This window comes from Nonomuraea sp. bgisy101 (assembly GCF_057708945.1).
Window position 1 is genome coordinate 367,828 of the sequence record NZ_JBYITD010000007.1, and the last position, 25,707, is coordinate 393,534.

Below are 25,707 nucleotides of genomic sequence, written 5' to 3' on the forward strand. Positions count from 1 at the left end.
CAGGGCGGCGGGCCCTCCCCCGCCTCGCCCCCTGGGCCGCCCGCGTCAGCGGGTGCGCAGCCCGTCGAAGGCGATCGTGAGGATGGCGTCGGCGAGCTCGTCGGCCGAGCCCCCGCGTGACGGCTGGTACCACTCGGTGATCGAGTTGACCGTCCCGAACAGCAGCCGCGTCACCAGTGCGGGATCCACGTCGGGCCTGATGTGCCCCTCCGCCGCGGCCTCCTTCACCAGGTGGCTGACGAATCTGTCGAACTCCCGCCGCCGCTCCAGCGCGTCCTGCTCGGTGGCGCTGTTGCCGCGCACCCTCAGCAACAGTGTGACGTACGGCAGGCGCTCCACGAGGATCGACACGCTGCGCCGCACCACCCATTCCAGCCGCGTGATCGCCGGGCCCGACACCGCCATCGGGTCGGCGATCATCGTGAACAGGCCGTCCAGCGCCCTGTCGAGGGCCCGCGCGAGCAGTTGCTCCTTGCCCGGCACGTGGTAGTAGATCGCCGACTTGGTCACCCCGAGGGCGCGGGCGAGGTCCTCCATGCTGGTGCCGTCGTAGCCGCGCTCGTTGAACACCGTCACGGCCATGTGCAGGACGGACTCGGGGTCGTGCCCGCGCCCGCGCTGACGGGTCGGAGGGGTGGTCATGTGGCTAATTATCCCGAAAGTCCACTACGCGTTGGAGCTTGCCCGCCGATCTGGCCAGCGTCCCCTGCTCCACGAGCTCGACCGCGATCGTGACCCCGACGGTGTCCTTCACCGTCCTGGCCAGCGCCTCGGCCGAGGCACCCGGTGAGGCCTCCACCCGGACCGTCATCACGTCGAGGCGGCCCGGTCTGCTCAGCTCGATCATGAAGTGCGGCGAAAGGCCGGGGGTGCGCAGCACGATCTCCTCGATCTGCGTGGGGAAGACGTTGACGCCGCGCAGAATGATCATGTCGTCGGTGCGTCCCCTCACCTTCTCCATCCGCCGGAAGGCCGGCATCGCCGTACCGGGGAGCAGGCGGGTCAGGTCGTGGGTGCGGTAGCGGATGACGGGCATCGCCTCCTTGGTGAGGGAGGTGAAGACCAGCTCGCCCCTGCCGTCGGCGTCCGCGTCGACGATCTCGGGGTAGAAGTGGTCCTCCCAGACGTGCAGCCCGTCCTTGGTCTCCACGCACTCCTGCGCCACGCCGGGGCCGATGACCTCCGACAGGCCGTAGATGTCCACGGCGTCCAGGCCGAAGGCGCTCTCGATCTCCGCGCGCATCTCCTCCGTCCACGGCTCCGCGCCGAAGACGCCGATCCGCAGAGAGGTCGCGCGCGGGTCCAGGCCCTGCGCCTCGAACTCCTCCAGCAGCGCCAGCATGTACGAGGGGGTCACCATGATGACGTCGGGACGGAAGTCGGTGATGAGCTGTACCTGACGGGGCGTCATGCCGCCGGAGACCGGCACCACCGTGCAGCCGAGCCGCTCGGCGCCGTAGTGCGCGCCCAGCCCGCCGGTGAACAGTCCGTATCCGTAGGCGACGTGCACGATGTCGCCGGGCCTGCCGCCCGCCGCCCTCAGCGACCTGGCCATGACCTCGGCCCAGGTGTCGATGTCGCGCCTGGTGTAGCCCACCACGGTCGGCTTGCCCGTCGTGCCGCTGGAGGCGTGCACGCGCACCACCTGCTCGCGCGGCACCGCGAACATGCCGAACGGGTAGCACGAGCGCAGGTCGTCCTTGGTGGTGAAGGGGAACCTCGCCAGGTCGGCCAGCTCCTTGCAGTCGGCCGGGTGCACCCCTGCCGCGTCGAACTTCTCCCTGTACAGCGCGACGTTGCGATAGGCGTGGTCGAGGGTCCACCGGAGCCGCTCCAGCTGCAGCGCGGCGAGCTCGTCCGACGAGATCATCTGCTCTCCTCCTCCAAGGCGCGGCTGCGCCCGCGGAACTCCGCGACCACCCTTCCGTCGCCGCCTCGCACCGTGACGTCGTAGATCCCGTTCCGTCCGAAACGCGTCCGCTCCAGCGCCGTGGCGGTCAGCGTCTCACCGGCCCGCGCGGGGGAGACGAAGGAGATCTCCGCGCCCGCCGCCACCGTGACGGGCCCATGGGAGTTGCAGGCGCACGCGAAGGCCGTGTCGGCCAGCAGGAAGACGTAGCCGCCATGGCAGATGGCGTGCCCGTTGACCATCCGCTCGGTCACGGCCATCGTGCAGACCGCCTGTCCGGGAGCCAGTTCCGCCAGCTCGATCCCCAGTGCGGCCGAGGCCACGTCGGCCGCCATCATGCGACGCGCGGACTCCACGGATGTCTCCCTTGTCAGCTGACCGAATGTTCGGTAAACACATCATCGTCCGCAGGTCCTGTCAAGGGAGGCGCTGACCATGTTCGACCAGCACGGGGACACGCTCACAAGGGCCATGAAGGCCATCGCCGAGCGGGGTTACTGGAGCGCCTACCCCGAGTCGCCGAGCCCCCGGGTGTACGGCGAGGGCGCGGCCGAACGGGGCAAGGAGGCCTTCGAGTCCTACCTCGGCAAGCCGTTCCCGATCGAGCAGCAGGGCACCGGGCTGTGGATCGGCGCCGAGCGCTCGCCGTACGGGATGGAGCTCGGCGTGACCTACCCCGAGCCCTCGCCCGAGCAGCTCGTCGACCTGGCGGGGGCGGCGATGCCGCCGTGGCGCGACGCGGGACCGCAGGAGAGGGCGCAGGTCTGCGCCGAGATCCTGCACCGCATCAACCAGCGCAGCTTCGAGATCGCCAACGCCGTCCAGCACACCACGGGCCAGGCGTTCGTCATGGCCTTCCAGGCGGGCGGACCCCACGCGCAGGACCGCGGCCTCGAGGCCGTCGCCTACGGCCTGGCCGCCATGACCGCCGCGCGGTCCCACGCGCGCTGGGAGAAGCCCGCCAAGGGCGACCCGCTGGTGATGGAGAAGACGTTCACGGTCGTGCCGCGCGGTGTCGCCCTCGTCATCGGCTGCAACACCTTCCCCACGTGGAACGCCTACCCCGGCCTGTTCGCCTCGCTGGTCACCGGCAACCCCGTCATCGTCAAGCCGCACCCTGGCGCGATCCTGCCGCTGGCGATCACCGTGGCCATCGCCCGCGAGGTGCTGGAGGAGGCGGGCTTCGACCCCGACCTGGTCACGCTCGCCGCCGAGGAGGGGCAGGGCCTGGCCAGTCAGCTCGCCACCCACCCCGACGTGCGGATCGTCGACTTCACCGGCTCCACCGAGTACGGCGACTGGCTGGAGCGCAACGCCACCCAGGCGCTCGTGCACACCGAGAAGGCAGGGGTCAACACGGTCGTCGTCGACTCCACCGACTCCTACAAGGGCATGCTGGGCAACATCGCCTTCTCCCTGTCGCTCTACAGCGGCCAGATGTGCACGGCGCCGCAGAACATCCTCATCCCCTCCGACGGCATCCAGACCGACGCGGGGCCCAAGAGCCTCGCCGAGGTCGCCGCCGACCTGGCGGCCGCCGTGTCGCGGCTGCTCGGCGACGACGCCAGAGCGGTCGAGCTCACCGGCGCGATCGTCAACGCGGGCGTGCTGGGCAGGGTCGAGGCCGCGCGCTCGCTGGGCGAGGTCGTGCTGGAGTCCAGGGCGGTGACCCACCCGGCCTTCCCAGGAGCCACGGTGCGCACACCGGTGATCGTCAAGCTCTCCCAGGCCGACGAGGAGACCTACGGGCGCGAGCACTTCGGCCCCGTCGCGTTCGTCATCGCCACGGGCTCGACGGAGGAGTCGCTGGCGGTGCTGCGGAGGACGATCTCCTCTCGCGGCGCGCTGACCGCCTCGGTCTACTCCACCTCCCCGCAGGTGCTGGAGGCGGCCGAGAGGGCGGCGCTCGACGCGGGGGTCAACCTGTCGTGCAACCTGACGGGCGGCGTGTTCGTCAACCAGTCCGCGGCCTTCAGCGACTACCACGGCACGGGTGCCAACCCGGCCGCGACCGCCTCGCTCACCGATCCAGGGTTCGTGGCGGGCAGGTTCTTCGTCGTCCAGTCGCGCCGCCACGCCTGACATGGCGGTGCGGGTCGCGGTGATCGGCGGCGGGCGCATGGGCGCCGGCATCGCCCAGGTCTTCCTCGCCGCAGGGGCGCGGGTGACCGTACAGGAGGCGGACGACGCCGCGGCCGCCGCCGCGCAGGAGCGGATCGCCAGGGGGCTGCGGACGGCCGAGTCCAGGCAGCAGGACGTGCGCGCCGACGAGGCGCTGCGGCGGCTGACGCTCGGGCCCGTGCCCGAGGCGGCCGACCTGGTGATCGAGGCGGTGCCCGAGGACCCGAAGCTCAAGGTCGAGGTGCTGGCGGCGGCCGAGGCGCGGATCCGGCCCAGGGCGCTGCTGGCCACCAACACCAGCTCGCTGTCCATCAGCGAACTGTCGGCAGGGCTGGACGTCCCGCACCGGCTGATCGGCCTGCACTTCTTCAACCCGGTGCCCGTGCAGCGCCTCGTCGAGATCGTCGTCACCCCGCAGACCCCGCCGGGCGTGCTCGCCGCGGCCAGGCGGCACGTCGAGGCGCTGGGCAAGACGGGCGTGGTGGTCAACGACTCGCCCGGGTTCGCCACCAGCCGCCTCGGCGTGCTCCTCGGCCTCGAGGCCATCCGCATGGTCGAGGAGGGCGTCGCCGGCGCCGAGGACATCGACACCGCCATGACCCTCGGCTACAGCCACCCCATGGGCCCGCTCAGGCTCGGCGATCTCGTCGGACTCGACGTGCGGCTGGCCGTCGCCGAGTACCTGCACGCCAGGCTCGGCCCCCGCTTCGAGCCGCCCGCCCTGCTGCGCGAGATGGTGGCGAGGGGAGAGCTGGGCCGCAAGACGGGGAGGGGATTCTACACCTGGGACAGTTGACCGGTTTGTGTTTTTTTGTGTAAATCCGGGGTAGATGTCCACGGAATTGTCGACAGCCCAGGAGGACATGCGTGGCCGGCCGTAGCTCGTTCCTGATCGTCGCCAACCGGCTTCCGGTGGACAGAACGATCGAACCCGACGGCACGGCCGCGTGGCGGAGGAGCCCCGGGGGGCTCGTCACCGCGATCGCACCGGTCATGCAGCGCCGCCAGGGCGCCTGGCTCGGCTGGCCCGGCGCGCCGGACGAGAAGCTGGAGCCGTTCGAGCAGGACGGCATGAGCCTCATCCCGATCCCGCTGTCGGCCGAGGAGGTCGAGCTCTACTACGAGGGCTTCTCCAACGCCACCCTCTGGCCCCTGTACCACGACGTGGTCGCCCCGCCCGTCTTCGAGCGCCGCATGTGGGAGACCTACCGCAGGGTCAACGAACGCTTCGCCGAGGCCGCCGCCGAGGCCGCCGAAGAGGGCGCGGTCGTCTGGGTGCAGGACTACCAGCTCCAGCTCGTCCCCGCCATGCTCCGCCGGCGCCGCCCCGACCTGCGCATCGGCTTCTTCCTGCACATCCCCTTCCCGCCCGTCGAGCTGTACTGGCGGCTGCCGTGGCGCACCGAACTCCTCGAAGGACTGCTCGGCGCCGACCTGGTCGGCTTCCAGCTGCCGGGCGGCGCCTCCAACTTCATCCGGCTCTGCCGCCGCCTGCTCGGGCTGTCCTACAAGGGCAACGAGGTCTACTACGGCGACCGCGTCGTCACCGCGCAGGCCTTCCCCATCTCGGTCGACTTCTCCGAGCTCGACGTCCTGGTCCGAGAACCGCACATCGTGCAGCGCGCCAAGGAGATCCGCGCCGAGCTCGGCGACCCCGAGCACGTCCTGCTCGGCGTCGACAGGCTCGACTACACCAAGGGGATCGGCCAGCGCCTCGAGGCCTTCGGCGAGCTGCTGACGGAGGCGACGCTGGGCCCTGGCGAGGCGGTCTTCGTGCAGATCGCGACGCCGAGCAGGGAGCGGGTCGACGAGTACCGCAGGCTGCGCGACGACATCGAGCTGCAGGTGGGAAGGATCAACGGCGAGCACTCCGCGCTGGGCGCCCAGCCGATCCAGTACTTCCACCAGTCGCACAGCCGTGACGAGCTGGCCGCGCTCTACCTGGCGGCCGACGTGATGGTCGTGACCCCGCTGCGCGACGGGATGAACCTGGTCGCCAAGGAGTACGTCTCCTGCCACCACGACCTGCGGGGGGCGCTCGTGCTGAGCGAGTTCGCCGGGGCCGCCGACGAGCTCAGGCAGGCCTACCTCGTCAACCCGTACGACGTCGAGGGACTCAAACGGACGATGATGACCGCCATGCGGGCCACGCCGCACGAGGTGGCCCGGCGGATGCGTGCTCTGCGCCGCCGGGTGTCGACCTACGACGTGGACCGCTGGGCGAGCGAGTTCCTCACTGCGTTGGAGTCTTGAGCGCCTTCCACGCGAGGTAGCGCTTCTTCGCGGTCTTGTTGACCACGATCTGGGCCACCTGCATGCCCACGCCCATCACCACCGCGTAGCCGATCGCCTCGGCCATGCCGACCTCGTCGGACTCGGTGTCGATGGGCGCCTCCTTGCCGGTGGCCTTCACCCACACGTAACCGAGCACCTTCTTGGCCGCCCAGGCGGTGGCCAGACCCACCAGGCCGCCGATCACCCGCCAGGCGATGTCGGGCTTCTCCTCTGTCTTCATGTGGCAACCCTATTCGTCTTCGACGCGTACCATTTGGAGGCATGACTCAGCGATCACGCCATCCGCTCATGCCCGAGAAACCTACTCTCGACGGCCTGGAGCAGGTATGGGTAGAGCGCTGGGAGTCCGAGGGCGTCTACCGCTTCGACAGGTCCAGGACGCGGGAGCAGATCTACTCGATCGACACCCCGCCGCCGACCGTCTCCGGCTCGCTGCACGTCGGCCACGTCTTCTCCTACACCCACACCGACACCATCGCCCGCTACCAGCGGATGCGCGGGCGCGAGGTCTTCTACCCGATGGGCTGGGACGATAACGGCCTGCCGACCGAGCGCAGGGTGCAGAACCACTTCGGCGTGCGGGGCGACGCCTCCGTGCCGTACGACCCGTCGTTCCAGCCGCCCGACAAGCCGGGCAAGCAGCAGGTCAGCATCTCCAGGCGCAACTTCATCGAGCTGTGCGAGCGGCTCACGATCGAGGACGAGAAGGCCTTCGAGGAGCTGTGGCGGCGGCTCGGCCTGTCGGTCGACTGGAGCCTGACCTACGCCACCATCGACGGCGCCTCGCGTGCCGCCTCCCAGCGCGCCTTCCTGCGCAATCTGGCGCGCGGTGAGGCCTACCAGGCCGAGGCGCCGACGCTGTGGGACGTCACCTTCCGCACCGCCGTCGCCCAGGCCGAGCTGGAGGACAGGGAGTGGCCGGGGGCCTTCCACCGGATCTCCTTCTACGGTGACCAGGGCCCCGTCTGGATCGAGACGACCAGGCCCGAGCTGATCCCCGCCTGCGTCGCGCTCGTGGCCCACCCCGACGACGAGCGGTACAAACCGCTGTTCGGCACCGTCGTCCTGTCGCCGCTGTTCGGCGCCGAGGTGCCGATCCTGGCCCACCACCTGGCCGAGCCTGACAAGGGCTCGGGCATCGCGATGATCTGCACGTTCGGCGACATCACCGACGTCACCTGGTGGCGCGAGCTCGACCTGGCGACCAGGCCCGTCATCGGATGGGACGGCAGGCTGCTGCCCGAGCCGCCCGAGGGCGTCGACGCCGAGCCGTACAAGGAGCTGGCGGGCAAGACCGTCCACAGCGCCCGCGAGCGGATCGTGGAGATGCTGAGCGAGTCCGGCGACCTCGACGGCGAGCCGCGCCCGGTCAGGCGCCCGGTGAAGTTCTACGAGAAGGGCGACAAGCCTCTCGAGATCGTGACCACCCGCCAGTGGTACATCCGCAACGGCGGGCGCGACGCCGAGCTGCGCGAGCGCCTGCTGGCCAGGGGCGCCGAGCTGGTCTGGCACCCGCCGCACATGCGGGTCCGCTACGACAACTGGGTCAAGGGCCTGGCGGGCGACTGGCTGATCTCCCGCCAGCGCTTCTTCGGCGTGCCGTTCCCCGTCTGGTACGACGTCGACACCGGCGCGCTGATCCTCCCCACGGAGGACATGCTGCCCGTCGACCCCTCCTCCGACGTGCCGCCCGGCTACACCGAGGAGCAGCGCGGCGTGCCCGGCGGCTTCGTGGGCGACACCGACGTCATGGACACCTGGGCCACCTCGTCGCTGTCACCCGAGATCGTCGGCGGCTGGGAACGCGATCCCGACCTGCTCGCACGGGTGTTCCCGATGGACCTGCGGCCGCAGGCGCACGAGATCATCCGCACCTGGCTGTTCTCCGCGGTGGTCCGCGCCCACCAGGAGTTCGACTCGCTGCCGTTCAAGAACGTCGCGATCTCCGGGTGGATCCTCGATCCCGACCGCAAGAAGATGTCGAAGTCCAAGGGCAACGCCACCACGCCCATGTCCATGCTGGAGGAGTACGGCTCCGACGCCGTGCGCTACTGGGCGGCCGGCGGCCGGCCCGGCACCGACACCGCCTTCGACACCGGCCAGATGAAGATCGGCCGCCGTCTGGCCATCAAGATCCTCAACGCGTCGAAGTTCGTGCTCGGCTTCCCCGAGGGCGAGCGGGTCACCGAGCCGCTCGACCTGTCGATGCTGGCCGCGCTGTCGCAGACGGTGCGGGAGGCCACCGACGCCTTCGAGGGCTACGACTACGCGCGGGCTCTCGAGGTGGCCGAGCGCTTCTTCTGGTCCTTCTGCGACGACTACCTCGAGCTGGTCAAGGCCCGCGCCTACGACAGCGACGCGGCCGCCTCCTCCGCCCACGCCGCGCTCAGGCAGGCGCTCGAGGTGCAGTTGCGGCTGTTCGCGCCGTTCCTGCCGTTCGTCACCGAAGAGGTGTGGTCGTGGTGGCGCGACGGGTCGGTCCACCGCGCCGCCTGGCCCGAGGCCGAGGCGGGCGAGGGCGACCCCGCGCTGCTGGCGCTGGTGTCGGAGGTGCTGCGGCAGGTCCGCAAGGCCAAGTCCGAGGCGAAGGTGTCGATGCGCGCCGAGATCGCCAGGCTCACCGTCCACGCCCCGCAGCCCGGCCTGGTCCGGCAGGGCGCCGACGACCTGTGCGGCTCGGGCAACGTCGACGAGTTCGTGCTGGAGGCGGGCGAGGAACTGGCGGTGGCCGTCGAGCTGGCCTGACCTTCTGGGGGTGTTTCTGGGGGTACGGCCCGCCGCCGTGCCCCCAGATGTTTCGTCCACGGCGATAACCGCGCGCGTTCGGGTCAGGGACATGCCAGTCTTGAACATGTGTTCTCCGACCGCCCAACCCAGCTGGTACCACCCCTCGTGGCCAAGATGGCCGCATGGAGCGCGTGCCTGATCGTCGTCGGCGTGGTCGTCTACGTCTTCGCCTCGATCGTCGCCAGGCTCAGCTTCGTGGCGCTGCCGGTGGCGATCGCGCTGTTGCTGACCGCGCTGCTCTACCCGCTCAGCAGCAGGCTGACCAACGCGGGCCTGCGGCCCATCTACGCCACCTGGATCACCCTGCTGATCGCGCTCGCCGTCCTGGCCGGCGCGGGCTGGCTCATCGGGGCCAGGGCCAGCGACGAGTTCCCGACCGTGGTCGACCAGGTGCAGAAGTCGATCAACGAGTTGCGTGACTGGCTGGTGACGGGGCCCATCCACCTCGACACCAAGCAGCTCGACGACTGGGTCAAGACCATCACCAACCAGCTGCAGACCTCGCAGGCCGCCATCACCAACACGGTGCTGACCGCCGGGCAGGTCGCCATCGAGGTGCTCGCCTCGATGGTGCTCATGCTCTTCGTGACGTTCTTCCTGCTCAAGGACGGCGACAGGATCTGGGCCTGGTTCCTCAAGGGTTTCGGCGGAATGTCCTCCCGCGTCGACAGGGCGGGCAGGGTGGCCTGGGCGACGGTCTCCCACTACGTTCAGGGCACGGTCGCCGTCGCGGCCGTCCACGGCCTGGTCATGGGCATCGTGCTGGCGGGGCTCGGCGTGCCGCTCTGGGCACCGCTGGCCATCCTCATCTTCCTCGCCAGCTTCATCCCCATCGTCGGCATCTTCATCGCCGGCACGGTCGCCACCCTGGTCACGCTCGGCACGACCAGCCCACTCAAGGCGCTCATCTTCCTCGCTGTGCTCATCGTCGAGCAGCAGCTGGAGAACCACGTGCTGCAGCCGCTCATCGTCGGCAGGGCGCTCAACTTCCACCCTCTCGCGATCATCATCGTGCTGGCCGTCGGCGGCATCCTCGGCGGCATCGCGGGGGCGGCCGTGGCCGTACCTGTCGCCGCGGTCATCTACCGGGCGCTGCCCGAGCTTCGCCACGTACCCCCGGCCCTGCCGCCGGCGGACACGCCACCACCGCCCGAGGTTCCCGCGAAGAGCAAATCCGAGCAGCCCAAGGGGTAGTCTCATCCCTCATGACGCGTACGTTGGGGTGTAGCGAGGAGACCGCATGACCGTAGAGGTGCTCATCCATCGCCTCGACCCCGACCTGCCGGTGCCGAGCTACGCGCATCCCGGCGACGCGGGGGCCGATCTGGTGGCCGCGGCGGACGTCGAGCTGCTGCCGGGCGAGCGCGCGCTGGTCGGCACCGGCGTGGCGATCGCGCTGCCCGACGGGTTCGCCGCCTTCGTGCACCCGCGCTCGGGGCTGGCCGCCAAGCACGGCGTCACGCTCGTCAACGCCCCCGGCACCGTCGACGCGGGTTACCGGGGCGAGATCAAGGTGACGCTGCTCAACACCGACACCAAGGAGGCGGTCCGGCTGCGACGCGGCGACCGCATCGCCCAGCTGGTCGTCCAGCGGGTCGAGCGGGCCACCTTCTACGAGGTGGACCGGCTGCCCGGCTCCATGCGCGGGGCCGACGGCTTCGGTTCCACAGGTAGATGAGGGAGTGATCGACAGTGTTCCGACGTCGCAGGCATGAGCAGCCCGAGCAGCAGGCCGCAGAGGCGGCCGTCGAGCGGCAGGCGCGCGAGTCGGGCCCGTGGGACGCCGACGAGCCGCACCCCGAGGGCGACCGCGTCGACCTCGGCGGCATGCGCGTCAGCGTCAGCGAAGGACTCGACGTGCAGATCGCCGTCGCGGGCGACCAGCCCATCGGCGTGGTCGTCCTCCACGGCGACAGCGCCCTGCAGCTGCACGCCTTCGCCGCACCCAAGCGGGGCGGCCTGTGGGACGAGGTCAGGACCAAGCTGATCGCCAGCGTGAAGGAGGCGGGCGGCACGGTCGAGGTGACCGAGGGCTCGTTCGGCCCCGAGCTGGTGGGCACCATTCCCGGCGAGGCCGGCACCCAGGCGGTCCGCTACGTGGGCGTCGACGGCCCGCGCTGGTTCCTGCGCGCGGTCTTCAGCGGCAAGGCCGCCGTCGACTCCGCCGCGGCCGAGCCGCTCGAAGCCGTCATCCGCGATGTGGTCGTGGTGCGCGGCGAGGAGCCGATGGCCCCGGAGGAGCCCATCCTGCTGCGGATCCCGGGAGAGCGGCACACCGGACCCGCTCCTTCTTCGGCGGCTCAGAACCCCTTCAAAAGAGGGCCGGAAATGACCGAGACCCGCTGACCGCGTCATCGCATAAGCTGAGTCATCATGACTAGTACGGCAGAGCCCCCCAAACGCGGGGGATTGCGCGGGTTCTTCAGCAGACTGGCCTCCTCGCAGGCCGAGCTGGAGGCCGAGGAACTGCGTGAGGACGCCGACCAGGCGGGCGCCACGCCGATCGTGTCCTGCGGTGGCAGGCGACGTTTCTGTGTGGCGGGTACGCTACGTACGGTGACGCTGCGACCGCGGGGCGGCGCCCCCGCGTTGGAGGCCGAGCTCTACGACGGCTCAGACGTGATCGACCTGGTGTGGCTCGGCCGACGCAAGATCGCGGGCATCGAGCCGGGCCGCATCGTCAAAGCCGAGGGCCTGGTCAGCATGCAAGACGGGCGCAAGGTGATGTTCAACCCGCGCTACGAACTGCGCCCAGGCGCCTGACAGGGAGCGATCGATCACGTGACAGAGCAGGCTACGGCCCACGACACCGTTGAGTCCGCCATCAGGGCGCAGCTGTCCAAGGCGCTCGGCGGCTTCCGCGGCATCGTCGAGGCCGCGGTGCCGACCATCGCCTTCACGGTGTCGTGGCTGGCGACCGAGCAGCTCAACCTGTCGCTCATCATCAGCGCCTCCCTGGCGGCCGTGCTGCTGCTGGTCCGCCTCGCGCAGCGCTCCACCCCGCAGTTCGTGATCAACAGCTTGATCGGCATCGGCATCGGCTGGTTCTTCGCCTCCCGTACCGGCGACGCGCGCGATGTGTACCTGCCCGGCATCCTCTACAACGCCGGATACGCCGCCGCCATGCTGATCTCCATCGCCGCCAGGTGGCCGGTCGTCGGTTTCCTCATCGGGTCGGTCACGGGCGATCCCACCGCGTGGCACAAGGACCCGGGGATCGTGAAACTGTGCACCAAGCTCACGTGGCTGCTCATGCTGCCGTGTGTCGTGCGGGTGGCGGTGCAGCTGCCGATCTACCTGTTCGGCGGGGGCGACGAGGCGATCGCCGCGCTCGGCATCGCCAAGGTGCTGATGGGCTGGCCGCTACAGGTCGCGGGGCTGGCAGCGATGGCCTGGCTCCTCAGCCGCGGCCGCACCCCGATCCAGGCGGCCACCGCCTGACCTTTCCTCCTCGGCGCGGGAGCCGCGCGTTCGTTTCCGTCAGGCAAGCAACGGCAGAAGGCCACCGGGGTCACCGGTGGCCTTCTGCCTTTCATGCTGCCTTTCCACGCCACTTCAGCGCCGCCGCTGACCCGCCGTCACGCCGGGATCGTCGGGCGGGCTCTCCGGTGGACCCCCTCCGCGCCGGGCTGCTCGCGGCCGTTCGTCGCCTGGCCAGGTCATGACGTGGGAAGAGGCCGTTCGGGAACGCGACATCTCGTGCGAGTGTTGACATGAAGGATGTGAGGTGACCTGTGAGGGTAGGGGGCGAACGTGGGTGAGCCCTCCGAGCAGAGGCTGGTCGGCGGCAGGTACCTGCTGTCGGACGAACTGGGACGTGGCGGGATGGGCGCCGTGTGGCGGGCCCACGATCAGGTGCTCGACAGGCCCGTCGCGCTCAAGCAGGTGCTGGTGCCCGGCTGGATGGGCGAGAAGGACAGGGAGCGCGCCTTCGAACGGGTGTTGCGCGAGGCGAGGGCGGCGGCCCGGCTGCGCAACCCGTACGTGATCACCATCCACGACGTGGTCATGGACGAGGGGCACCCGTGGATCGTCATGGAGTTGCTGCCGGCCTCCTCCCTTGCGCAGGTGCTGGAGCGGACGGGCCCGCTGCCCGAGCAGGTCGCGGCCGACATCGGGGTCAAGGTGCTGGAGGCCCTCAGGACCGCCCACGCCGCGGGCATCACGCACAGGGACGTGAAACCGGCCAACGTCCTCCTCCTCGACGACGGGGGAGTGGTGCTGACCGACTTCGGCATCGCGCACGTCGCCGACTCGCCGACCCTCACCGCGACCGGGATGCTGATGGGCTCGCCCGCCTACATGGCGCCCGAACGGCTGGAAGGGGCGCCGGCGAGCGAGGCCAGCGACCTGTGGGCGCTGGGGGCGACGCTGTACACGGCGGTCGAGGGCGTCCCGCCGTACCCGATGGACAGCCCCGTCGCGGTGCTGGCGGCCATCCTCATGCGGGAGCCGCGGCCGATGCGGCTGGCCGTGCGGCTGGAGGGGGTCGTGCAGGGGCTCCTGCGCAAGGATCCCCAGGAGCGGCTGTCGCACGAGTCTGCGGCCGCGGTGCTGAGCAGGGTGGCGACGCGGTCTCAGGAGGAGACGCGCAGGAGGGCTGGGTCGCGGGCGCTGGCGGCGCTGGTCCGCGATCACCGGGCCGACGCCTCCTCAGGACCCGATCCGGATGCCCCCACCGCGCCGGCCCCCGCCGCCGCACCCGGGGAACCCGCCACACCCGGGGAACCCGACGCGCCGGCCGGGCCCGCCGTGCCGGCCGGGTCTGACCGGTCCGCCTGGCCCGCCGCACCCCCAGACCCCGGTCTGTCCGCCGCGTCCGGTCAGGATGTCGGTACGCCGGAGGGGCCTGGTGCGTTCCGCGGGCCCGGCCTGGGCGTCGGTACGCCGGAGGGGCCGGGTGCGTCCCGTGGGCCCGGCCAGGGTGTCGGGACCTCCGAGGGGGCTGGTGCGTCCCGTGGGTCCGGTCAGGGTGTCGGTACGCCGGAGGGGCCGGGTGCGTCCCGTGGGCCCGGTCAGGGTGTCGGGACTCCCGAGGGGCCTGGTGCGTCCGCCGGGTCGGGTCGAGGCGTCGGGCCCGCGGTACCCGTAGGATCCTCTTCCGGTCTGCTTGCCTCCGCTCCGCCTGGGGCGTTCGAAACGCGCTCGTCCGGTGGGGCAGGGGAAGCGGCTGGCGCTCCCGCGGAGCCAGGGCCGCGTGGTGCAGTGGGGAGCGGCCCGCCGGACCGGCCCGTACCGGCGGGCGGGCGGGTGGCGCGGCTGCTCAGGCTCTTGGCCGTCGCGGCGGCCGGCGCGGGCGTGGTCGCCTACGTGCTGCCCAGGGCGGCCACGCGGGTGGGCGTCGCGCTTCCCTCCATCGGGACGGGCACCGACCTGCTGATCCTGTTCGCCGCCTTCGCGCTGCTGGCCGTCGTCGTGCCCCGGCCGCTGCTGCCCGAGGGCGGCACGGCGGCGACCGTCACCAGGGCGCTGCCGTTCGTCGCGTTCGCCGGCTACCTGGGCGGATACCAGACGGGCAGCGGCTCCCAGATGACCACGGCCATGGCCTACGGGCTCCTGTGCGCGTGGACGGCCGTCACCGCCGTGCGCACGTGGCGGCGGTCGCGAACCGCGGCCGCCGTCGCGGGGGCCGCGACCGCCGGGTTCGCGGCGCTGGCCGTGGTGCACCTCTGGCTCGACCTCGCCGGTGCGAGCGGCCTCACGGCACTGATCCTGCCGGTGCTGAGCGCCGCGACGGCCGCGGCCTGGACACTGGCCACCGTATGGGGGTGGTGGGCGGCCCGCCGTACCGGCTAGTGGGGGGACAGGAGCTGGGCCAGCTCCTCCTCCACCTCCTGGCTGGCGACGAACATCAGCTCGTCGCCCGCTTCCAGCGGGTCGTCGGCCGACGGCACCAGCACCCGCCCCTCGCGCAGGATCGCCACCAGCGCGGAGTCGACGGGCCACGGCACCGAACCCGCCCGCTGCCCGACGACGGGCGCGTCCTCGGGCAGCGTGAGCTCGACCAGGTTGGCCTGGCCTTGGCGGAAGGTCATCAGGCGGACCAGGTCGCCGACGCTGACCGCCTCCTCGACCAGCGCCGACAGCAGGCGCGGAGTGGAGACCGCGACGTCGACACCCCACGACTCGTTGAACAGCCACTCGTTGTTGGGGTGGTTGATGCGGGCGACCACGCGCGGCACGCCGTACTCGGTCTTGGCCAGCAGGGAGACCACCAGGTTGACCTTGTCGTCGCCGCTGGAGGCGACCACGACGTGGCAGTTGTTGAGCCCGGCCTCGTCCAGGGAGGAGATCTCGCAGGCGTCGGCCAGCAGCCACTCGGCCCGCGGCACCGCGTCGATCTTGATGGCCTTCGGGTCGCTGTCGATCAGCAGGACCTCGTGGCCGTTCTCCAGGAGTTCGGCGGCGATGGAACGGCCGACCGCGCCGGCGCCGGCGATGGCGATGCGCATCAGTGACCCTCTTCCGGTGCGGCGGCCAGCACCTTGTTGATCCTGTCCATGTCGTTCTCGGCGGCGATGACGTGGAGCACGTCACCCTCCTGCACCACGGTGTCCGGCTTCGTGACCAGTGCCTCGCCCATACGGTTGACGAAGGCGACCCTGGCGCCGACGACCTCCTCCAGCGCGGTGACCTTGGTGCCGATCCACGCGGGATTGGTGGCGACCTCGGCCAGCACGACCGTGCCTGTGGGGTCGCGCCACAGCGGTTCCGCGCCCTCGGGCAGGATGCGGCGCAGGATCTGGTCGGCCGTCCACCGTACGGTGGCCACCGTGGGGATGCCGAGCCGCTGATAGACCTCGGCCCGCCGGGAGTCGTAGATGCGCGCCACGACGTTGTCGACGCCGAAGGTCTCGCGCGCGACCCGGGCGGAGATGATGTTGGAGTTGTCGCCGCTGCTGACGGCCACGTAAGCGGCCGCGGACTCGATGCCCGCCTCCTGCAGCACGTCGCGATCGAAGCCGACCCCGGTGACCCTCCGGCCCCTGAACCCGGCCCTCAGCCGCCTGAACGCCTGCGGGTCGCGATCGATGATCGCGACCGAATGGCCGTTGTCCTCCAGGATGTGGGCGATGGTCGACCCGACTCGTCCGCATCCCATTATCACGATATGCATGTGCTCCCCACGGGTTGCCTTCACCTCAGTATGGCGCGGACAGGGAGCGGCGTGTCGGTGGGGCGGGCAAGGAGGACTAGCATCTTCAGACGTGGCGAAGGTGACAGATCTTGTCAAGCGTCTCCTGGTGGGACGCGCGCTCCGCAGTGGGCAGCTTCATGAACAGTTGCTCCCCAAACGGATTGCGCTGCCCGTCTTCGCCAGCGACGCGCTCTCCTCCGTGGCATACGCGCCGCAGGAGATCCTCGTCATCCTCTCCCTCGCCGGCGTCTCGTTCTACCACTACAGCCCATGGGTCGCCATGGCCGTCGTCGTGGTCATGATGACCGTGGTCGCCTCCTACCGCCAGAACGTCCACGCCTATCCCAGCGGCGGCGGCGACTACGAGGTGGCCACCGTCAACCTCGGCAGGAACGCGGGACTGACGGTCGCCAGCGCGCTCATGGTCGACTACGTGCTGACCGTGGCCGTCTCGGTGGCCAACGGCGTCGACTACGTGGGCGCCACCGTCCCGTTCGTGGCCGAGCACAAGCCGACCGTCGCCATCGCCATCGTCGTGCTGCTCACGATCGTGAACCTGCGCGGCATCCGCGAGTCCGGCGTCGCCTTCGCCATCCCGACCTACGCCTTCATGGTCGCGGTGCTCGGCCTGGTCACCTGGGGCGGCGTCCGGCTGCTGATCCTCGGCGACGAGCTCAGGGCGCCCACCGCGGGATTCCAGGTCGTAGCCGAGCAGACCAACCTGACCAGCTTCGCGGCGGCCTTCCTCGTGCTGCGCGCCTTCTCCTCCGGCTGCGCCGCGCTGACGGGTGTCGAGGCGATCAGCAACGGCGTGCCCGCCTTCCGGAAGCCCAAGAGCAAGAACGCGGCCACCACGCTGCTCATGATGGGCCTGGTCGCCGTCACGATGTTCTCCGGCATCATCGCCATCGGCCTGGCCTCGGGCGTCACCGTCGCCGAACCCCAGCACGTCGCCGTGGACCTGCTGCGCCCCGACGGCACCCCTGTCGGGCCCGGCTACTACCAGCAGCCGATCATCTCCCAGGTCGCCGACGCGGTCTTCGGCAGCGGCTCGCTGATGTTCGTCATCATCTCCGCGGTCACCGCGCTCATCCTGTTCCTGGCCGCCAACACCGCCTTCAACGGCTTCCCCGTACTCGGCTCGATCCTGGCCCAGGACCGCTACCTGCCACGCCAGCTCCACACCCGCGGCGACCGCCTGGCCTTCTCCAACGGCATCGTCATCCTGGCACTCGGCGCCTGCCTGCTGCTGTGGGGATTCCAGGCCGACGTCAGCCGCCTGCTGAACCTCTACATCGTCGGCGTCTTCGTCTCCTTCACCCTCAGCCAGACCGGCATGGTCATCCACTGGACCCGCCACCTGAAGACCGAGACCGACCAGCGCGTCCGCTTCCAGATGCAGCGCTCCAGGGTCATCAACTTCTTCGGCGCCGTCATGACCGCCCTCGTGCTGGTGGTCGTCCTGCTGACCAAGTTCGCGGTCGGCGCGTGGATCGTCTGCATCGCGATGCCGATCCTGTTCCTGATGATGAAGGGCATCCGGCACCACTACGACAACGTCGCAGCCGAGCTCGCCGTCACCGAGGACCTCGACGAGACCATGCTGCCCGCCCGCAACCACGCGATCGTGCTCGTGTCCAAGATTCACAAGCCGACGCTGCGGGCCCTGGCCTACGCCCGCGCCACCAGGCCCTCCACCATCGAGGCGGTCACCGTCGGCGTCGAAGGCGAGGAGGCCGCCACCCTCCAGGAGGAGTGGGAGCGCAGGGGCATCCCCGTGCCGCTCAAGATGCTGGACTCGCCGTACAGGGAGATCACCCAGCCCATCCTCGACTACGTCAAGACGCTGCGCCGCCGCTCACCGCGCGACGTGGTGACCGTGTTCATCCCCGAATACGTCGTCGGCCACTGGTGGGAGCACCTGCTCCACAACCAGAGCGCGCTGCGGCTCAAGGCGCGGCTGCTGTTCAAGCCCGGCGTGATGGTGACCAGCGTGCCCTGGCAGCTCCACTCCTCCGACCGGCTCAGGGCCCGCCGCGAGCCGTTCGCCCCCGGCGCGGTCCGGCGGCCGTGGCACGAGGTCGAGGTCGAGGGCGACGACGACACGGCGAAGGCATGAGTAGTCTGTGCAGGTGGAACTCGAAGTAGGGCCTGTGGCCCACGGTGGCTGGTGTGTGGCGCGGCACGAAGGACGCGTCGTCTTCGTACGGCACGCGCTCCCAGGCGAGCGCGTCATCGCCGAGGTCACCGAGGAGACGACCCGCTTCCTGCGCGCCGACGCCGTCCAGATCCTCGAACCGTCGCCCGACAGGGTGACGCCGCCCTGCCCCTACGCGGGCCCCGGCAGGTGCGGCGGCTGCGACTGGCAGCACGCCAGCATGGGGGCGCAGCGAGCGCTCAAGGCGGACGTCGTCGCCGAGCAGCTGCGCAGGCTGGCGGGCATCACCCGGGACGTGGTGGTCGAAGAGGTGCCCGGCGCCAAGGACGGGCTCGGCTGGCGCACCCGCGTCCAGTTCGCCGCCAACCGCGAAGGCGTCCTGGGCTTCCGCCGACACCGCTCGCACGACATCGAACCCGTCGACGCCTGCCTCATCGCCCACCCCGAGGTCGAGGCCGTCGGCGTGGAAGCCCGCACCTGGCAGGGCTCGTCGGGCGTCGAGGTCATCGCCTCCTCCGCCGGTGACCACGCCGTCGTCATCGCCCCCAAACCACGCCGCTCGGTCGCCGTCCCCTCCCTCGACGCGCCCGTGTCCATCCTGGTCAACCAGGGCAAGGGCCGTACCGAGCCCCGCCACGGCTCCGGCATGCTGCACGAGCGGGTCGGCGACCGCGAGTTCCAGGTGACCGGCAGCGGCTTCTGGCAGGTTCATCCCGGTGCCGCCGAAACCCTCCTCGACGCCGTCCTCAGCTACGCCGCCCCCGAGCCGGGCGAATGGGCGCTCGACCTCTACTGCGGTGTCGGCCTGTTCGCGGCGGGGCTGGCCGAGGCGGTCGGGCCGTCCGGCGCGGTGTTCGGCGTGGAGAGCGAGGCGGCGGCCGTCCGTGACGCCCGACTCAACCTGCGCGACCTGCCGTGGGCCCAGGTGGAGCGCGGACGCGTGGAGGACGCGCTGGACCGATTCGAGATCGAACGCGCCGACCTGGTCGTCGTCGACCCGCCGCGCTCGGGGCTCGGTCGCGAGGTGGTGGAGCGGATCGCGTCGCTGGAGGCGTCGCGGGTGGTGTACGTATCGTGCGACCCTGCCACGCTGGCGCGTGACCTGCAGTGGTTCGGGGAACGGGGGTACGGCCTGGCGGACCTGCGCGCCTTCGACGCCTTCCCCATGACCCATCACGTGGAGTGCGTCGCGCTGCTGGTCAGCTGATTCCGTATCGCTCTGACCAGCGACAACTCCTCTGCGCATGAGGTGCGCACGATCTTGGAGCGCCCCGCGACCCTTCCACGGTCGCGGGGGGTGATCAACCCGTCTGCCCTCGCGCCGAAGCCGGCGGAGCCGTGGCCGGGCGGCTAGTCGAAGGGGATGCCGTCGAAGGTGCCCGACAGGGACGGGCGGGTGGAGAATGCCGCCCAGGTCAACGTCACCTCGTGGGCGCGTCCGCCGGTCTCGGCCGTGAGGGTGGCGGTGGCGTGGCCGTCCGGGGTAAGGGTGATCGGTCCGCTGACCCGCAGGTCGCGTACGAACCGCACTTTGTCGAGTGTGATGCCCTGGCCGAAGGTGACCTGGCCGCCGCGCAGCCCCGGCTCGTTCGGCAGCCCGAAGTGGTAGAAGGCGTGCGGGTTGCGACGGGCGGTGGCGTCGGCGGCGGTGGCGAAGGTGGCCGCAAGGATCCGCCGCGGGCCGGGGCCGAGCTTGCGGGCCGGGTGCGGCGCCACGTCCCTGAGCTTTTGCGGGAATGCGCCGACGGCACGGTAGTTCTCGCCGGTGCATTTCTGGTCGACCACCCGCTTGCTGGTCAGGAAGGTACGCAGCATGCCGCGCACGCACTCACCCGCCGGCGATGGGAAAAGGACTGCGCGTGAATCCCGAACGGAATCCGGATGACGGTCGCGTTCGGGAAGACCCGAAGCGACCGCGCCACCTCTGCGGGGCGGTTGACGTCGAACTCCCCTGCCGTCACCAGGATGGGCACGCTGGGCAGTGCCTGATCGCCAGCAGCGGCGGCAGGGGCAGGCGCGTGGCCTTGTCCGTCTGGAAGACGGGTCCGTCGATCAGTTCGTCCTTGACGACGTGGAAATGCGGCCCCTTCTTGCTCGTGGACTCGGGCTCGACGGGCTCCAGCGACCACGCCGTCCGGCACCACTGCCGCCTCGTGGCGGCCCTGTGACGCCCACGCCTGTCATCGGCCGCCGGCGAGGCGTCGGTGCTCACCCAGCCGCTCCCGTCCTTCTCGCATCCCCAGCCGGACAGCAGGCTGTCGTGGCCCGCCAAGGAGCAGGAATCAGCCGGCGAGATCGGCGCGGGCCTCGGCGACCTGACGGGTGATGCCGTGGGCGCCGCTGGACTGTGCGATGGAGTCCGCCTCGTCGAGGAGCTGGATCACGTCGTCGTGGCGGCCTTCGCCGGAGGCGATGTAGGCCAGCCCGACCAGGTTCGCGGCGACGCCGGGCAGGAAGCCGATCTCCCTGCGCAGGCGCACCGATTCCTCCAGCCGCTCTCGTGCCGCCGCGAGACGGCCCGCGACGTGTTCGGCGAAGCCCAGGTGGCGAAGCGCGTAGGACATGGTCAGCTTGTCGCCGGCCTGGGTCGCGAGCTCGTGGGAGCGTTCGAGGGAGGGAAGCGCGGTGGCGCCGTCGTGCCGTACCACCTGGTGGAAGATACCGACCCAGAACAGCGACTCGCCATGGCCGCGCACGTCGCCGAGCTTCTCGTACAGCTCGGCGGCCCGCTCGAACAGGGCGAGCTCGTCCGGATCCTCGGTCCCGCCGTCGAGGAAGCGGGCGTGGGCGATCCGGCCGCGGGCCAGGCAGAGGTCGGCCTCGACCGCGTTGAGCTCGTGGTCGGCCGCGGCTAGGGCGGCGGGGTCGCCGCCGAAGACGGCCCGCTCGTAGAGCAGCCCGGCCTGTTCGATCCGTTCGTCCGCGCTCATGCTGACCCCGTTCACAAGGTCCACCGGTTGGTCGCACCCTACGGGGTTCTGCACCGGACGCCCAAGCGGATGCGCGGCGCGCACCCCGGTTCGTCGTGCCGGCGGCGAGGTCGCATGTCGCCTCTTGTGGCCTAAGTGTGCCGCCGGGCGCCGTTCACCGAGGTCGGCGTCACCGCCCGCGCCTAGCGTGGGGATGAGTACGCCGCCAACTCGTGGCGACGCCCGAGTGAGGAACCAAGAGTCATGAGACACATCGCGCTGGGTGGACAACTCGACGTCTCGCGCATCGGCCTCGGTGCCATGACGATGTCCGCCTACTACACCGGTGCCAACAGCGACGAAGCCGAAGCTATCCGCACCATCCACCGGGCGCTCGACCTCGGTGTGACGTTCCTGGACACGGCCGAGATCTACGGGCCCTACCTCAACGAGGAACTCGTCGGCAAGGCGCTCAAGGACCGCCGCGACGAGGTCGTCCTGGCCACGAAGTTCGGCATGGTCTCGCACGAGGGCGGCGGGCCCGGCGTCCTGGACAGCAGCCCGGCGAACATCAGGATCGCGGTCGAGGGCTCGCTGAGGCGGCTCGGCACCGACCGCATCGATCTGTACTACCAGCACAGGGTCGACCCGGACACCCCCATCGAGGACACCGTCGGAACCCTCTCCGAGCTGGTCGCCGACGGCAAGATCGGCCATGTCGGCCTGTCGGAGGCGGGCGTGGAGACGATCCGGCGCGCTCACGCCGTGCATCCGATCACCGCGCTGCAGACGGAGTACTCGCTGTGGACGCGCGACCCCGAGGCGGCGCTGCTGCCGGTGCTGCGCGAGCTCGGCATCGGCTTCGTGCCGTACTCGCCGCTGGGCCGCGGGTTCCTGACCGGCTCGATCCGGTCGACGGACCAGTTCGCCGCCGACGACTTCCGGAGGAACAACCCGCGGTTCGCCGAGGGCAACTTCGAGCAGAACCTGCGCATCGTCGACGAGGTGGAGGCCGTCGCGCGGGAGGCCGGGGCCACGCCCGCGCAGGTGGCACTGGCCTGGCTGCTGTGCAAGGGCGACGACATCGCCCCCATCCCCGGCACGAAGAGGGTGTCGCGGGTGGAGGAGAACGCGGCGGCGGACGCCGTCCGGCTGACGCCTGAGCAGGTCGAGCGGCTCGACGCCATCACCCCGCCCGCGGGCGCACGCTACGCGGAGGAGCACATGCGGACGGTCGAGGGCTGAACCGGGACCGCCGACGCCGAAGGAGCGCAGGCGGACGGTCGAGGGCTGGACCGGGACCGCCGACGCCGAAGGAGCGCAGGCCGACGGTCGAGGGCTGGGCCGGGCCGACGGGCAGGCGAGGTGGGAGGCGTGCCGGATCGGCCGCGCCGTCGAGGGTATGCGCGGCGGGCATGGGAGCTGTGCGAGACGGTCGCTTGTCGGCCGTCGCCCCGCACGCCTACCGTTCCTGGCATGAGCAAGATCGCATTGGTGACGGGCGCGAACCAGGGGCTGGGCTTCGCCCTGGCCGAGGGACTGGCCCGGCGGCTCGGCCCCGGCGACGTCGTCTACCTCACAGGACGTGACGCGGCCAGGGTCGCTCGGGCGAGGGAACGGGTGTCGGGCGCGAAGGCCGACGTGCGGGCCCACCTGCTGGACGTCGGCGACGCGGACGCGGTGGAGGAGTTCGCGCGCGAGCTGCGCAACCGCCACGGGGGCGTGGACGTCGTCTTCTCCAACCACTACCTGCGCACGGTGCCGCAGGACGTCCCGGCCGAGGTGATCGACGCCTACGTGGACGTCAACAACCTCGGCACGACGCGGATGACGCGCGCCTTCCTGCCCGTCCTTCGGCAGGGCGGACGCTTCGTCGTCGTCTCCAGCAGCCTCGGCCGCCTGCGGGAACTTCCCGAGGGGCTGCGGGGGCGCTTCGACGGGGCGCGGACGCCAGAGGAGGTCGACGCGATCATGCTGGCGTGGCGCGACGCCGTACGGGAGGGGCGGGCGGCGGCGGAGGGCTGGCCCGGGTTCATCAACATCCCGTCGAAGGTGGGGCAGGTGGCGGCCGTGCGGGCCCTCGCGCGGCAGCGGCGGGCCGACGACCTGGCGCACGACCGGCTGCTGGTCGCTGTCTGTCCCGGCATGATCGACACTGCCTCGTCGCGGCCGTGGTTCGACATGACAGGCGCGCAGACACCGGAGCAGGCGGCTGTCGCGCTCCTCGACCTGGCGCTGGAGCCGGGTTTCGATCCACGTCTCTACGGCGAGCTGGTGCGGTTCGGCAGGGTGCTCTCCTGGTCGTGAGGCGAGCACGCATGCCATCCTCAGGAGCGCCGTCAGGCGCGCTCGCCCCTCAGCGCCCTGAGGACGGCGGCGGGCGGGGTGGCGCCACGTGTCGACAGCCATGCCAGGTGGTTGCGCGTGGAGTACCACGACAGCTTGCGCGCGTCGAGCAGGCTGAGATCGTCAGGGCCGGCCAGGACGGCGGTGAGCGCGGTCCGCCGCCACGTCGTGGCCGCGTCGATCCCCAGGGCCCCTGCCAGCTGTCCCTGCGCGGCGCGGACGGCGGCGGCCAGCCGCCGCATGCGGCCCTCGCCCCCGGCGCGCGGCTCGATCGCGGCCAGCAGGTTGACCGTGTCGGGCGCCGCTCCCGCGGCCCTGCTCTGGCGGAGCATCTCGACGTCGGAGGGCGCCAGGCCGGAGGGTCCCAGCGGGACGCTGAAGACGACCGTGAACTTCTTGTCCCGCCGCAGGTCGGCCAGCGCGACGGCCCTGCGGCGTACGGCGGACACGTCGCCGCCGTCGCGGATCTCGAACTCCGCGAAGGAGGCGCCGAAGGCGGCGATCACCTTGCGGTAGGCGGAGGTGAGCGCGCGCTGGTCGGCGCAGGCGGCGGCCAGTTCCCTGCCCACGGGCCCGCCGAAGGCGAGGCCCGCGTCGCCGCCGGCCGCGCGCAGCCCCGGCAGCCGGTTGGCGACGGAACTGCGGCCGAGGTCGATCGTGCCGCCCCACTTGGGCGCGCAGCCGCTCGGGCCGGCCATCACCCGGCCGAGGGAGAACCACCGCACGCCGGTACGGCGGGCCGCCGCGGGCAGGTCGAACCCGGGGTCGGCCACGGTGTCGACGAAGGCCACGTAGCCGGAGGGCTCCGTCACCGAGAGCGCCGAAGGCGCGGACGCGGGTGAAGGGGAGGCGGCCGCCCGGGCGGGCGGGCTCGCGGCGGCGAGGGAAGCCGACCATTCGGGCGTGGCCTGGGCGGGCAGGAACCAGACCGCCACACCCGTCACGCCCGCCAGGCCGAGCCCTGCCAGCACCACGAGGGTGCGCGGCGGGGTGCCTGGCTCTCTGTGACGCGCCATGCTCACCTACCGTGTCAGGGTGATGACCGATGGTGAACGCTAGCAGGGCGCGGCTGAGGGCGACCCGATAATGGCCATATGAGGCTAAGGATCTTCACCGAACCCCAGCAGGGCGCCACCTACGACGATCTGCTGGCGGTGGCGAAGGCCACCGAGCGGCTCGGGTTCGACGCGTTCTTCCGCTCCGACCACTACCAGCGCATCGGCCCGGGCGACCCGGGGCCCGGCTCGACCGACGCGTGGATCACCCTGGCGGCACTGGCGAGGGAGACCTCGACGATCAGGCTGGGCACCCTGGTCACGCCCGCGACCTTTCGCCTGCCGGGACCGCTGGCCATCAGCGTCGCCCAGGTGGACCAGATGAGCGGCGGCCGGGTGGAGCTGGGCTTCGGCACCGGCTGGTTCGACGGCGAGCACAACGCCTACGGCATCCCCTTCCCGCCGCTCGGCGAGCGGTTCGCCAGGTGGGAGGAGCAGCTGGAGATCATCACAGGGCTGTGGTCGGCCGACAAGGACTACTCCTTCGAGGGCGCCTACTACCGCGTGGTCGACTCGCCCGCGCTGCCCAAGCCCGCCCAGCGTCCCGGTCCTCCGATCATCATCGGCGGTATCGGCGCCAAGCGCACGCCGCGCGTGGCCGCCAGGTTCGCCGACGAGTACAACGTGCCCTTCCACTCGGTGGAGGAGACCGGCGCGGCGTTCGACAGGGTACGGCGGCTCGCCGAGCGTCCGATGGTCTACTCCGTCGCGCAGACCGTCTGCGTCGGCGCCGACGAGGCCGAGGTGGAGCGGAGGGCGGCCGCCATCGGCGGCACCGCCGCCCAGCTGCGCGAGGGTGGCCTTGCCGGTACGCCCTCGGAGGTGCTCGACAAGATCGGCCGATTCGCCGAGCTCGGTGCCGAGCGGATCTACCTGCAGGTCATGGACCTGTCCGATCTGGAGCATCTCGAGCTGATCGCGGCGCAGATCCTGCCGTCCGTCTGACGTCCGCCCCCGAGGCGCCCTGGCCCACGTCGGCAGGGTGCCTC

25 protein-coding genes are annotated in these 25,707 nt (G+C 71.1%); 15 read left to right on the plus strand and 10 right to left on the minus strand.

The window, feature by feature from the left end:
- Positions 1–45 precede the first annotated feature (45 nt).
- Genes AC3EO4_RS16345 through paaI form a run of 3 tightly spaced genes read right to left on the minus strand, consistent with a single transcriptional unit; the run spans position 46 to position 2,247 of the window.
- Positions 46–642: a TetR/AcrR family transcriptional regulator gene (locus tag AC3EO4_RS16345; protein ID WP_379573892.1), complete on the minus strand. Its 597-nt coding sequence runs from the start codon at positions 640–642 to the stop codon at positions 46–48.
- A gap of 4 nt (positions 643–646) precedes the next feature.
- Positions 647–1,870, minus strand: coding sequence for a phenylacetate--CoA ligase PaaK (gene paaK, locus AC3EO4_RS16350; RefSeq protein ID WP_379573893.1), 1,224 nt, complete (start codon positions 1,868–1,870; stop codon positions 647–649).
- A complete protein-coding gene (gene paaI / locus AC3EO4_RS16355) occupies positions 1,867–2,247 on the minus strand; it encodes a hydroxyphenylacetyl-CoA thioesterase PaaI (RefSeq protein WP_431896373.1) in 381 nt (126 codons plus the stop codon). Before paaI ends, paaK begins: the two co-directional genes overlap by 4 nt.
- A 97-nt stretch (positions 2,248–2,344) precedes the next feature.
- On the opposite strand from paaI, the gene paaN reads away from it, so the two are divergent.
- From paaN to AC3EO4_RS16370, 3 genes are all read left to right on the plus strand, one after another.
- Positions 2,345–3,991, plus strand: coding sequence for a phenylacetic acid degradation protein PaaN (paaN, locus tag AC3EO4_RS16360; RefSeq protein ID WP_431896334.1), 1,647 nt, complete (start codon positions 2,345–2,347; stop codon positions 3,989–3,991).
- A gap of 1 nt (position 3,992) precedes the next feature.
- Positions 3,993–4,826 carry a 3-hydroxyacyl-CoA dehydrogenase family protein gene (locus tag AC3EO4_RS16365; RefSeq protein WP_379573895.1) on the plus strand — a complete coding sequence of 278 codons (834 nt, stop codon included), beginning with the start codon at positions 3,993–3,995 and terminating at the stop codon, positions 4,824–4,826.
- Between the two features lie 71 nt (positions 4,827–4,897).
- Positions 4,898–6,283 (plus strand): alpha,alpha-trehalose-phosphate synthase (UDP-forming), encoded by a 1,386-nt coding sequence (locus AC3EO4_RS16370; protein ID WP_431896337.1) that lies wholly within the window; start codon positions 4,898–4,900, stop codon positions 6,281–6,283.
- Here the strand turns inward: AC3EO4_RS16370 and AC3EO4_RS16375 are convergent.
- Positions 6,264–6,545 (minus strand): DUF4235 domain-containing protein, encoded by a 282-nt coding sequence (locus AC3EO4_RS16375; protein WP_379573897.1) that lies wholly within the window; start codon positions 6,543–6,545, stop codon positions 6,264–6,266. The genes AC3EO4_RS16370 and AC3EO4_RS16375 overlap by 20 nt on opposite strands.
- 68 nt (positions 6,546–6,613) lie before the next feature.
- Here AC3EO4_RS16375 and valS point away from each other — a divergent pair, with 68 nt between their 5' ends.
- The 7 genes from valS (at position 6,614) to AC3EO4_RS16410 (ending at position 14,908) form a co-directional block, all read left to right on the plus strand.
- The gene (valS, locus tag AC3EO4_RS16380; protein ID WP_431896339.1) at positions 6,614–9,070 is read left to right on the plus strand and encodes a valine--tRNA ligase; all 2,457 of its coding nucleotides are present in this window, start codon (positions 6,614–6,616) and stop codon (positions 9,068–9,070) included.
- Positions 9,071–9,226: 156 nt separating this feature from the next.
- Positions 9,227–10,306 carry an AI-2E family transporter gene (locus AC3EO4_RS16385; protein ID WP_379573899.1) on the plus strand — a complete coding sequence of 360 codons (1,080 nt, stop codon included), beginning with the start codon at positions 9,227–9,229 and terminating at the stop codon, positions 10,304–10,306.
- A 46-nt stretch (positions 10,307–10,352) separates the two neighbouring features.
- The gene (dut, locus tag AC3EO4_RS16390; RefSeq protein WP_379573900.1) at positions 10,353–10,790 is read left to right on the plus strand and encodes a dUTP diphosphatase; all 438 of its coding nucleotides are present in this window, start codon (positions 10,353–10,355) and stop codon (positions 10,788–10,790) included.
- A gap of 14 nt (positions 10,791–10,804) precedes the next feature.
- Entirely contained in the window at positions 10,805–11,458 is a 654-nt protein-coding gene (locus AC3EO4_RS16395) for a DUF3710 domain-containing protein (RefSeq protein ID WP_379573901.1), read from the plus strand.
- Positions 11,459–11,485: 27 nt separating this feature from the next.
- Positions 11,486–11,875 carry an OB-fold nucleic acid binding domain-containing protein gene (locus AC3EO4_RS16400; RefSeq protein WP_379573902.1) on the plus strand — a complete coding sequence of 130 codons (390 nt, stop codon included), beginning with the start codon at positions 11,486–11,488 and terminating at the stop codon, positions 11,873–11,875.
- 18 nt (positions 11,876–11,893) lie between these two features.
- On the plus strand, positions 11,894–12,553 hold the full coding sequence (locus tag AC3EO4_RS16405) for a DUF3159 domain-containing protein (RefSeq protein WP_379573903.1): 660 nt from the start codon (positions 11,894–11,896) through the stop codon (positions 12,551–12,553).
- Positions 12,554–12,865: 312 nt separating this feature from the next.
- Positions 12,866–14,908 (plus strand): serine/threonine-protein kinase, encoded by a 2,043-nt coding sequence (locus tag AC3EO4_RS16410; protein WP_431896342.1) that lies wholly within the window; start codon positions 12,866–12,868, stop codon positions 14,906–14,908.
- On the opposite strand, the gene AC3EO4_RS16415 is transcribed toward AC3EO4_RS16410, so the two are convergent.
- Entirely contained in the window at positions 14,905–15,564 is a 660-nt protein-coding gene (locus AC3EO4_RS16415; protein WP_379573905.1) for a potassium channel family protein, read from the minus strand. The two genes, AC3EO4_RS16410 and AC3EO4_RS16415, sit on opposite strands and share 4 nt — an antisense overlap.
- Positions 15,564–16,229 carry a potassium channel family protein gene (locus tag AC3EO4_RS16420; protein ID WP_379573906.1) on the minus strand — a complete coding sequence of 222 codons (666 nt, stop codon included), beginning with the start codon at positions 16,227–16,229 and terminating at the stop codon, positions 15,564–15,566. Before AC3EO4_RS16420 ends, AC3EO4_RS16415 begins: the two co-directional genes overlap by 1 nt.
- 91 nt (positions 16,230–16,320) lie before the next feature.
- Between AC3EO4_RS16420 and AC3EO4_RS16425 the strand changes: the two genes are divergently transcribed.
- On the plus strand, positions 16,321–18,369 hold the full coding sequence (locus tag AC3EO4_RS16425; RefSeq protein WP_379573907.1) for an APC family permease: 2,049 nt from the start codon (positions 16,321–16,323) through the stop codon (positions 18,367–18,369).
- A 7-nt stretch (positions 18,370–18,376) separates the two neighbouring features.
- A complete protein-coding gene (locus AC3EO4_RS16430) occupies positions 18,377–19,615 on the plus strand; it encodes a class I SAM-dependent RNA methyltransferase (protein ID WP_431896345.1) in 1,239 nt (412 codons plus the stop codon).
- A gap of 143 nt (positions 19,616–19,758) precedes the next feature.
- On the opposite strand, the gene AC3EO4_RS16435 is transcribed toward AC3EO4_RS16430, so the two are convergent.
- The 3 genes from AC3EO4_RS16435 to AC3EO4_RS16445 all read right to left on the minus strand — a co-directional run bounded on the left by AC3EO4_RS16435 (position 19,759) and on the right by AC3EO4_RS16445 (position 21,338).
- Positions 19,759–20,232, minus strand: coding sequence for a hypothetical protein (locus AC3EO4_RS16435; protein ID WP_431896346.1), 474 nt, complete (start codon positions 20,230–20,232; stop codon positions 19,759–19,761).
- A gap of 133 nt (positions 20,233–20,365) precedes the next feature.
- Positions 20,366–20,680, minus strand: a complete 315-nt coding sequence (locus AC3EO4_RS16440; protein WP_431896348.1) for a hypothetical protein — start codon at positions 20,678–20,680, stop codon at positions 20,366–20,368.
- Positions 20,681–20,690: 10 nt separating this feature from the next.
- Positions 20,691–21,338, minus strand: a complete 648-nt coding sequence (locus AC3EO4_RS16445; protein ID WP_431896349.1) for a tetratricopeptide repeat protein — start codon at positions 21,336–21,338, stop codon at positions 20,691–20,693.
- 243 nt (positions 21,339–21,581) lie between these two features.
- Between AC3EO4_RS16445 and AC3EO4_RS16450 the strand changes: the two genes are divergently transcribed.
- Positions 21,582–22,562 (plus strand): aldo/keto reductase, encoded by a 981-nt coding sequence (locus AC3EO4_RS16450; RefSeq protein ID WP_431896351.1) that lies wholly within the window; start codon positions 21,582–21,584, stop codon positions 22,560–22,562.
- A 231-nt stretch (positions 22,563–22,793) separates the two neighbouring features.
- Positions 22,794–23,624: an SDR family NAD(P)-dependent oxidoreductase gene (locus AC3EO4_RS16455; protein WP_379573913.1), complete on the plus strand. Its 831-nt coding sequence runs from the start codon at positions 22,794–22,796 to the stop codon at positions 23,622–23,624.
- Positions 23,625–23,656: 32 nt separating this feature from the next.
- Here the strand turns inward: AC3EO4_RS16455 and AC3EO4_RS16460 are convergent, their stop codons facing one another.
- Positions 23,657–24,679 carry a glycoside hydrolase family 18 protein gene (locus AC3EO4_RS16460; RefSeq protein ID WP_431896353.1) on the minus strand — a complete coding sequence of 341 codons (1,023 nt, stop codon included), beginning with the start codon at positions 24,677–24,679 and terminating at the stop codon, positions 23,657–23,659.
- 78 nt (positions 24,680–24,757) lie between these two features.
- Between AC3EO4_RS16460 and AC3EO4_RS16465 the strand changes: the two genes are divergently transcribed.
- On the plus strand, positions 24,758–25,663 hold the full coding sequence (locus AC3EO4_RS16465) for an LLM class F420-dependent oxidoreductase (RefSeq protein WP_431896354.1): 906 nt from the start codon (positions 24,758–24,760) through the stop codon (positions 25,661–25,663).
- The last annotated feature ends 44 nt before the right edge of the window (positions 25,664–25,707 follow it).